The sequence below is a fragment of the Asanoa sp. NPDC050611 genome (genome assembly GCF_040654855.1).
Lineage (GTDB): Bacteria > Actinomycetota > Actinomycetes > Mycobacteriales > Micromonosporaceae > Asanoa.
The window spans coordinates 1-8,648 of record NZ_JBFAIU010000324.1 but is presented as its reverse complement, the minus strand read 5'-3'; the positions used below and the strand labels follow the sequence as shown (position 1 = coordinate 8,648).

The window sequence follows — 8,648 nt, the reverse complement described above, 5'->3', positions numbered from 1 at the left end:
GCTCCGCCGGGTTCAGCGTGTCGAGCACGACCAGCAGGGCGAGCCCGACTGCGTCGGCGAGCAGCGCCTCGTCCTCCGGGCTCGGACCGTCGGCGGGGCTCACCACCGGGTCCGGCACGTGGGTGTCGAGCGGGAGGTCGGGCCGCCGGGATCGCAGCATGTTGAGGCAGATCCGGCCCACGACCGTGGTCAACCAGCCGCCGAGGTTGTCGATCTCCGCCACGTCGGTGCGGGCGAGCCGGAGCCACGTCTCCTGCACGGCGTCGTCAGCCTCGTGGAGGGAGCCGAGCATCCGGTACGCGACCGCGCGCAGGCGGCTGCGGTGCCCCTCGAAGATCCGGGCCAACTCGATTTCGTCCACCGGTCACATCCTCTCGCCACCCCGTGTCATACCTGTAGAAGAGCGAAGCAACAAATGCTCATACAGCGGGAGGAACATCGTGAACAGTCCAATTCTGGTCACCGGCGGCACCGGGACGCTCGGGCGGTACGTGGTCGCCCGTTTGCGCGAGAAGGGCAGCGAGGTGCGGGTACTCACCCGCAGCCCGCGGCCGGCCGCCGACGGGGTCACCTATGTGGTCGGTGACCTGGCCACGGGCGAGGGAGCGGACGCCGCGGTCGAGGGCGTGTCCACCGTCGTGCACTGCGCCGGCAGCCAGAAGGGCGACGACGTCAAGGCCCGCCACCTGATGGCGGCGGCGGCCCGGGCGGGCGTCGGGCATGTGGTCTACATCTCGGTCGTCGGCGCCGACCGCGTGCCGGTGAAGAGCGCGGTGGACCGGGCGATGTTCGGCTACGTCGCGGCCAAGCGCGCCGCCGAGGAGATCGTCGCCGGCTCCGGAGTGCCGTACACGACGCTGCGCGCCACGCAGTTCCACGAGCTGGCCTTCACGGCGGTCGCGGCGATGGCGAAGCTGCCGGTCGTGTTCGCGCCCGGCGGCACGAAGCTGCAGCCGATCGCCGCCGACGACGTGGCCGCGCGGCTGGTGGAACTCGCCCTGGGCGAGCCGCAGGGTCTCGTGGCCGACATGGGCGGCCCGCGCGCGTACCTGTTCGCCGACCTGGCCCGCGGCTACCTGCGCGCGACCGGCCGCCGCCGCCCGATCCTGTCGTTCCCGGCACCGGGTGCCGCGGCCCGGGCCTACCGGGCGGGCGCCAACCTGACCCCGGAACACGCGGTCGGCCACCAGACGTGGGAGGAGTTCCTCACGCAGCGCCTGGCGGTCTAGCCGAGGTCGCGGCTCAGGTCGCGCAGCAGCGCGTCGACGGGCTGGGCCTGGGCCAGCGCCGGCGGGGGCACGACCACCACCGGGCAGTGGGCGCGGCGCACCGCGTAGCGGGTGACCGGGCCCGGGCCGAACAGGTGCCGGCGCCGGTCCCCGCCGACGACGAGCAGGTCCGCTTCCGCGCCCGCGTGCTCGACCAGGCTCTGGCCGGTCATCCCCTCCAGGACCACCTGCTCGATGCGGACGCCGCGCGGCAGGCCGCCCATGGCGGCCTCGAACGTGTACGGGACGAGCAGCTTCGCCTCCGCGGCGTGCACCCGGCGCTCGAACTGGGCCGTGACGTCCCGCCACATCGGGCGGAACAGCCACACCCGGACCGCGTGCAGCGTCGCGTCGCGCTCGCGGGCCACGTCCACCGCGTGGCGGAGCGCCTGGAGGCCGGCCAGCGAGGGGCTGACACCGACAACGACCGTGGATCGCATCCGCCAAGCATGTGGGCGCGACACCACGCCGGTCCAGGATCTTGCTGAAATCCTGACGGGGCCGGGCCGGGTCTTTACGCCGCTTCGGCGGCGTCCATCGCCTTGTAGATGCGTTGTTCCGAGACGGGGTACGGCGTGCCGAGCGCCTGGGCGAACACGTTGACCCGCAGCTCCTCGATCATCCAGCGGATCTCCGTGACCGCCTCGGCCCGCCGGCGGCTCGGTGACAGCGCGGCGAGCATCGCGTCGTACTCCTTCTGCACCTGGGCGATCCGGGCCTGGCCGGCGCGGTCCCGGGCCGGGTCCTGGCCCAGCCGGTCCAGGCGCCGCTCCACCGCTGACATGTACCGCGGCAGGTCGTTGAGGTGGGCCCAGCCGGTCGCGGTCACGAACCCCGGGTAGATCAGCGACGAGACCTGGGCCCGCACGTCGCTGAGCGCCGCCAGCGCGTCCAGCGAGGTCATCCGGGCGATCCGCTGCTCCACCGCGTGCTGTGCGGCCAGCGCCTTCTCGACCCGCGCGACCACCGCGACCACCGTGTCGACCAGCTCGCCCCGGACCTGGTCGCGCAACGCGGCGAACGCCGTCGGATCCCACGCCGGCCCGCCCGCCTGGGCGACCAGCCGGTCGACGGCCGCGCCGGCGCAGTCGCGCAGCAGGTCGGCGACGTTGCGGTGGGGATTGCGGGAGAGTGCGAGCTTCTGCTGGTTGCTCAGCCGGCCCTGCAGGAACGTCGCCGGGTTGGGCAGGGTGAGCAGCAGCAGGCGTCGCGTGCCGGCGACCATCGCCGCCGCCTGCTCCCCGGCGGTGTCGAACACCTCGACGCCGACCGTGCCGCCCTCGTCGACCAGGGCCGGGTAGGCGGTCACCCGGAAGCCGGCCCGGTCCTGCTCCAGCGAGCGGGGGAGCGGCCCGAAGTCCCACGCGGTCAGGCCGGTGCGGGCGATGCCGGGTGCGGCCGCCGTGACCGTCGCGCGTACCTCGGCCTTGAGCTGGGCCTGCAACGCCGCGAGGTCCTTGCCGCGGGCCACCTCGCGGTCGCCGTCGACCACCCGGTAGGTCAGCTTCAGGTGGTCCGGCACGCGCCCGTAGTCCCAGGCGTCGTGCGGCACCGTCACCCCGGTCATCCGGCGCAGCTCGCCGGTGACGGCGTCCACGAGCGACACGCCTTCGGTCGGCCGGATCCGGGCCAGCACCGCGCGCGCGAAGTCGGGCGCCGGCACGAAGTTGGTGCGGATCGCCTTCGGCAGCGAGCGGAGCAGCGCGATCACCAGATCCTCGCGCAGCCCGGGCACCTGCCAGTCGAAGTCCTCCGGCCGCACCTGACCCAGCATCGGCAACGGCACGTCGACCGTCACACCATCCGATGTGGAACCCGGTGCGAACTCGTACGTCAGCGGCAACGGCGCCGACTCGGAGCGCCACACGTCGGGATAGGAGGCCGGGTCGACGTCACCGCGTCCGGCGTTGACGAGGAACTCGCGGGTGAACGTCAGCAGCGTCGGGTCGGAGCGCCGCGCGCTCTTCCACCACGTGTCGAAGTGCCGGCCGGACACCACCTCGGCGGGGATGCGCTGGTCGTAGAAGGAGAACAGGGTCTCGTCGTCGACCAGGATGTCGCGCCGCCGCACCCGGTCCTCCAGCGCCGACACCGACTCGAGGAGGGCCGCGTTGTCGCGGAAGAAGTGGTGGTTGGTGGTCCAGTCGCCCTCGACCAGCGCGTGCCGGATGAACAGCTCGCGGGAGAGCGCCGGGTCGATCCGGCCGTACTGCACCCGCCGGCCGACCACGATCGGCACCCCGAACAGGGTCACCCGCTCGACGGCCACGACCGACGCCTGCTTCTTCTCCCAGTGCGGCTCGCTGTAGCTGCGCTTGACCAGGTGGCCGGCGAGCGGCTCGACCCACTCGGGCTCGATCCGGGCGTTGACCCGGGCCCACAGCCGCGAGGTCTCGACCAGTTCCGCCGACATCACGTACCGCGGCGGCTTCTTCGTCAGCGTGGAGCCCGGGAAGATGGCGAACCGCGCACCCCGGGCGCCCACGTACTCGCGTTTCTCGCCCTCGCGCAGGCCGATCTGCGACAGCAGCCCGGCCAGCAGCGACTGGTGCAGCCGGTCCGGGTCGGGCGACGACGACGCCACCAGTGACAGCGACTTGGTCACCTGCCGGAGCTGGGCGTGGATGTCCTGCCACTCCCGCACGCGCAGGTAGTTGAGGTATTCCGCGCGACACAGCCGGCGGAACGCGCTCGACGACAGCTCGCGCTGCCGGTCCCGCAGGTGCTTCCACAGGTTGAGGTAGGCGACGAAGTCCGAGGCCGGGTCGGCGAACCGGGCGTGCAGCTGGTCGGCGTGCGCCCGGTGCTCCACCGGCCGCTCGCGCGGGTCCTGGATGGACAGTGCGGCGGCGACCACGGAGACCTCGTCGAGACAGCCGTTGCGGTCGGCCTCCAGCACCATCCGCCCGAGCCGGGGGTCGACGGGGAGCTGCGCGAGCCGGCGGCCCACCTCGGTGAGCCGTTTCGCGTCGTCCAGCGCGCCCAGCTCCTGCAGCAGCGCCACGCCGTCGGTGATGTTGCGGCGGTCCGGCGGGTCGATGAACGGGAACTTCGCGACGTCGCCGAGCCCGATGGCCGTCATCTGCAGGATGACCGAGGCGAGGTTGGTACGCAGGATCTCCGGCTCGGTGTATTCCGCCCGCGACAGGAAGTCCTGCTCGTCGTAGAGCCGGATGCAGATGCCCGGCGACGTGCGCCCGCTGCGGCCCTTGCGCTGGTTGGCCGACGCCTGTGAGACCCGCTCGATCGGCAGCCGCTGCACCTTGAGCCGATGGCTGTAGCGGGAGATCCGCGCGGTGCCCGGGTCCACCACGTACTTGATGCCCGGCACGGTCAGCGAGGTCTCGGCGACGTTGGTGGCCAGCACCACCCGGCGCCCGGTGTGCGCCTGGAACACGCGGTGCTGCTCGGCGGAGGAGAGCCGCGCGTAGAGCGGGAGGATCTCCAGGTGCGGCAGGTCGAGGCGGGCCAGCGCGTCGGCCGTGTCCCGGATCTCCCGCTCGCCGCTCAGGAAGACCAGGACGTCGCCGGGACCCTCGGCGGCCAGCTCCGTGACCGCGTCGCCGATCGCCTGGATCGGGTCGCGCACGACCGCGCCCGCGATCTCCTCGTCGTCCTCGTCGTCGACGGCCTCCTCCAGCACCAGCGGCCGGTAACGGACCTCGACGGGGTACGTGCGACCGGACACCTCCACCACCGGCGCCGGCTCGCCGGAGGCCTGGCGGAAGTGCTGGGCGAACCGCTCCGTCTCGATGGTCGCCGAGGTGATCACGACCTTGAGGTCGGGCCGGCGGGGCAGGAGGGATGCCAGGTAGCCGAGGATGAAGTCGATGTTGAGGCTGCGCTCGTGGGCCTCGTCGATCACCAGCGTGTCGTACCGCAGGAGATCCCGGTCGTGCTGCAGCTCGGCCAGCAGGATGCCGTCGGTCATCAGCTTGACCAGGGTGTCGTCGCCGCCCCGGTCGGTGAACCGGACCTTGTAGCCGACGGTGCTGCCCAGCGGCGTGCCCAGCTCCTCCGCGATCCGGTCGGCGACCGTCCGGGCGGCCAGCCGGCGGGGCTGGGTGTGCCCGATCTGCCCGCGTACGCCCCGGCCCAGCTCCAGGCAGATCTTGGGGATCTGGGTCGTCTTGCCGGACCCGGTCTCGCCGGCCACGATCACCACCTGGTGGTCGCGGATCGCCGCCGCGATGTCGTCGCGCCGCTCGCTGACCGGCAGCTCGGCCGGGTAGCGGATCACCGGGACGGCCGCCTGCCGGGCCGCGACGCGGGCCTCGGCGGCCACCACCTCGGCCTCGATCGCCGAGACGGCCGCGGCCTTCTTCGCGGCATCGCGGATCTTGCGGGTGCCTTCCAGCCGCCGGCCCAGCCGGTGCGCGTCACGCAGGGTCAGGGTCGACAGGCGGGCGGGCAGCGACGGGTCGGGCGCGTTCATCTCGCGCCCAAGGATAGGCGGGACGGGCCGGGTCAGCTCGTGGTTATCCGGACGACGTGATCTTTGGCGGTCGGCTCCGTGAACCGGAGCAGGCCCGCACCCTCGGCCTCGACGGCCGCGGTGGCCGCCTTGGTCAGCTTCTCGAACGCGTTGACCGTGAGCGTCGCCACGCCCCGCTTGGTCTCCGTCGACCAGACCCCGGCGACCAGACCGTCGATCAGCAGGGTGGGCAGCCAGCGCAGGTTCCGCTTGAGATAGACCCGCTCCTTGTACGCGTCGGGCAGGATCCGGGCGCGCCGGTTGGCCGCGTACGCGAGCAGCGCGTTGTCGAACGCCGGCAGGAACCGGGGCGGTGCGGGTGTGTCCTCCGCCGGCCGGGGTGCGCCCGGCAGGTCGTAGAGCGTCCGCCGCCCACCGGCCTCGCCCAGGGTGAGCAGGTCGAGCCGCTCGATCGCCGCCTTGACCGGCCCGGCACCGGCGCCCAGCCAGTAGGCGATGTCGTCGGCACCGGCCGGCCCGAACGCGCCCAGGTGCCGGGTGACCGCCGTCTCCCAGGCCTTTTCGCTGGTCAGACCCTTCGGGGTGGGCGGGCCGGCGTGGTAGGCGGCCGGGGTCTTGGCACCCCAGTCGCCGTTCGCGGGCACCTTGACGAAGGCCGGCTGGGCCCGGAACGGCCGCCACTTGTATTCCTGCTGTGCGGTCACCGCCTTGGCCGGCAGCGCGTCCGGGTGCTTTTCCACCCACTGCTCCGCGAACGCGGTCAGCTCGTCGCCGGTGCGGGCCTGCCTGGCGTACGCGATGGTGTCGTCGAGCATCTTCGAAGCCTGCTCGGGGGTCTCCACGCCGCGCAGCAGCCAGCCACCGACCCCGGTGTCCGCCGCGATCCGCGCCCAGACGGGGTGCTCGGCGGCGCTGACCAGGTGGAGGGTGCGGCGCATGAGGATGCCGGTGACGACGTCGCCCTTGCCGAGCACGGCCCAGAGGTCGTCGGCCGAGAAGTCGGCGAGCCGGCTCCAGAGGCCGATCGGTGGCGAGGACCACTGCTGTGCCTGGAGTGCGCCCACCTGTTCGATAGCCGACACCAGCGCTTTGCCGCTGTGCTTACCGCCACCTGGTCCGATATGCCTGTCCAGCAGGCCCTGGCGGGCCAGCAGCGCGCGGTTCAGACCGACCGCGGTCGCGGTATCTTGGGGAGTTCGCATGGTTCCCGGTTCGCTTCCGGAGGAAAAGTCGTTGTCTGAGCGCGTTGATCCTAGTCGCGTCCTCGATCCCACAGACTCACCTGCCGAGATGGAAGCTGAACAAAAGCACCTGACGGGCCTCTACGACCGGCTGGACGGCATGCGGGCCCTGGCCGAACAGCGGCTGTCGGGGGCCCTCGAGGCCACCGGCGGCACGCCGCAGGCCCGGTCACAGCGGGAGTCGTCGGTCGGCATGTACACCGAGCAGCTCGGCCAGCTCTCCGCCGTGGAGAGCGGGCTCTGCTTCGGCCGGCTCGACCCCGAGTCCGGTGCGCCGCTCTACATCGGCCGGATCGGCATCTTCGACGAGGAGGGCGACTACGAGCCGCTCCTGCTCGACTGGCGGGCACCCGCCTCGCGCCCGTTCTACCTGGCCACCGCGGCCGACCCGCTGGGCATCCGGCGGCGCCGGCACATCCGCTCCAAGGGCCGCACGGTGGTCGCCCTCGACGACGAGGTGCTCGACCTCGTCCGGGCGGTCCTCGGGCTGCTGCTGCTCGCCGCCGGTACGACGCTCTCGGTGCTGATCTCCGACCTGGCCGCGGACGCGGCGGACGACGCGGCCTTCTTCGTCATGCTCTCGCTCTGCGTGGGCGTCGGGCTGCTCGGCCCGTTCGTGCTCCGGGCCACCATCGCGGTCGCGCGCCCTTTGCTCGCCCTCGCCGGCGGCACCGGGCGGCTGGCCGCGGACACCGTCGCCGTGCTGTCCCGGTCGCTGTCCGGCGCGCTGGTCCCGCTGGTGCTGGCCGTCGCGTTCGCCGGCGTGAAGGTCGGCTTCCACACGACGACCGCGCACCTCGCCGGCCCGGGCCCGGCCACCGAGGTGTGGCTCGACTACGCCGGCACCGCGGTCTACTGCGTCTTCGCCGCCGTCGCCGCGGTCAACACCCTCGCCACGGTGGTGGTCGGCCGGCGCCGCGACCTGGCGCTGCTCGGGCTCGCGGGGGCCACCCGCGGGCGCGTGCTGGCGGTCGTGGTCTGCGAAGCTGGCATCGTGACGGTCACCGGGCTCGTTCTCGCCGCAGGGGTCGCGGGCGTCACGCTCATGCCGATCGTCCACACCGCGCTGGGCACCTGGATCCCGTACGTGCCGCCGGCCACGCTGGCCGTGGGGGTGCTCGCCACCGCCGGTGTGGTGGCCGCCGGCACCGTCCTCCCGGCCGCCCTGCTGACCCGCCGCCGGCCGATCGAGGCGGTCGGTTGACCGCCGTCCTGCTCGCCCCGTTCACGCCGGCGACGTGGCGGCGGGTCGGCTACGCGTTCGCCGGCCTGTTCCTCACGGCGCCGGCCTTCCTCGTGCCGGTGATGCTGGTCGTCGCCGCGCCGGTGGCCCTGCTCGGCATCGGCCTGCCGCCACTGGTCGGCCTGCTGCTGCTGGCCCGCCACCTGCCGGCCTGGTTCGGTGCGCTGTCGCGCCCGCTGCTCGGCTGGGACCTGCCGTCACCCCCGCCGCTGGTCGGCCGGACGGTGCTCGCCCGGGCGCGCGAGGTGCTGGTCGACGGCCGGGCGTGGCGGGCGGCCGTCTACGCGTTCGTCAAGGCACCGCTCACCTTCGTCACCGCGTACCTCACGCTGCTCGGCACCGTCTTCGGCGCGCTGCTGCTCACCTCGGCGCTGTGGTGGTCGGCGGGCGAGATCGTGCTCGGCCCGGTGGGCGGCGCCGGCTGCGTAGGTCGCGCCTTCGCGCGCGGCGCCGTAGGTCGC

7 protein-coding genes and 1 pseudogene are annotated in these 8,648 nt (G+C 73.1%); 4 read left to right on the top strand and 4 right to left on the bottom strand.

What is annotated here, in order from left to right:
• The coding region (locus AB0H87_RS33425) for a sigma factor (protein ID WP_360154886.1) at positions 1-352 on the bottom strand (352 nt) is incomplete at its 3' end.
• 88 nt (positions 353-440) lie between these two features.
• Here AB0H87_RS33425 and AB0H87_RS33420 point away from each other — a divergent pair.
• Positions 441-1,229, top strand: a complete 789-nt coding sequence (locus AB0H87_RS33420) for an NAD(P)H-binding protein (RefSeq protein WP_360154880.1) — start codon at positions 441-443, stop codon at positions 1,227-1,229.
• Here the strand turns inward: AB0H87_RS33420 and AB0H87_RS33415 are convergent.
• From AB0H87_RS33415 to AB0H87_RS33405, 3 genes are all read right to left on the bottom strand, one after another.
• Positions 1,226-1,708 carry a universal stress protein gene (locus AB0H87_RS33415; protein ID WP_360154877.1) on the bottom strand — a complete coding sequence of 161 codons (483 nt, stop codon included), beginning with the start codon at positions 1,706-1,708 and terminating at the stop codon, positions 1,226-1,228. The genes AB0H87_RS33420 and AB0H87_RS33415 overlap by 4 nt on opposite strands.
• A gap of 74 nt (positions 1,709-1,782) precedes the next feature.
• Complete coding sequence (gene hrpA, locus AB0H87_RS33410; protein ID WP_360154874.1) at positions 1,783-5,703, bottom strand: ATP-dependent RNA helicase HrpA; 3,921 nt, start codon at positions 5,701-5,703, stop codon at positions 1,783-1,785.
• Between the two features lie 32 nt (positions 5,704-5,735).
• On the bottom strand, positions 5,736-6,905 hold the full coding sequence (locus AB0H87_RS33405; protein WP_360154872.1) for a winged helix DNA-binding domain-containing protein: 1,170 nt from the start codon (positions 6,903-6,905) through the stop codon (positions 5,736-5,738).
• Between the two features lie 88 nt (positions 6,906-6,993).
• Between AB0H87_RS33405 and AB0H87_RS33400 the strand changes: the two are divergent.
• The 3 genes and pseudogenes from AB0H87_RS33400 to AB0H87_RS33390 all read left to right on the top strand — a co-directional run.
• Positions 6,994-7,413 (top strand): annotated as a pseudogene (locus AB0H87_RS33400) (helicase); the annotation flags it as partial.
• A 105-nt stretch (positions 7,414-7,518) separates the two neighbouring features.
• Positions 7,519-8,148 carry an ABC transporter permease gene (locus AB0H87_RS33395; RefSeq protein ID WP_360154883.1) on the top strand — a complete coding sequence of 210 codons (630 nt, stop codon included), beginning with the start codon at positions 7,519-7,521 and terminating at the stop codon, positions 8,146-8,148.
• A partial coding sequence (locus AB0H87_RS33390; protein WP_360154869.1) for a sensor domain-containing protein occupies positions 8,145-8,648 on the top strand: 504 nt, incomplete at its 3' end. The genes AB0H87_RS33395 and AB0H87_RS33390, both read left to right, overlap by 4 nt.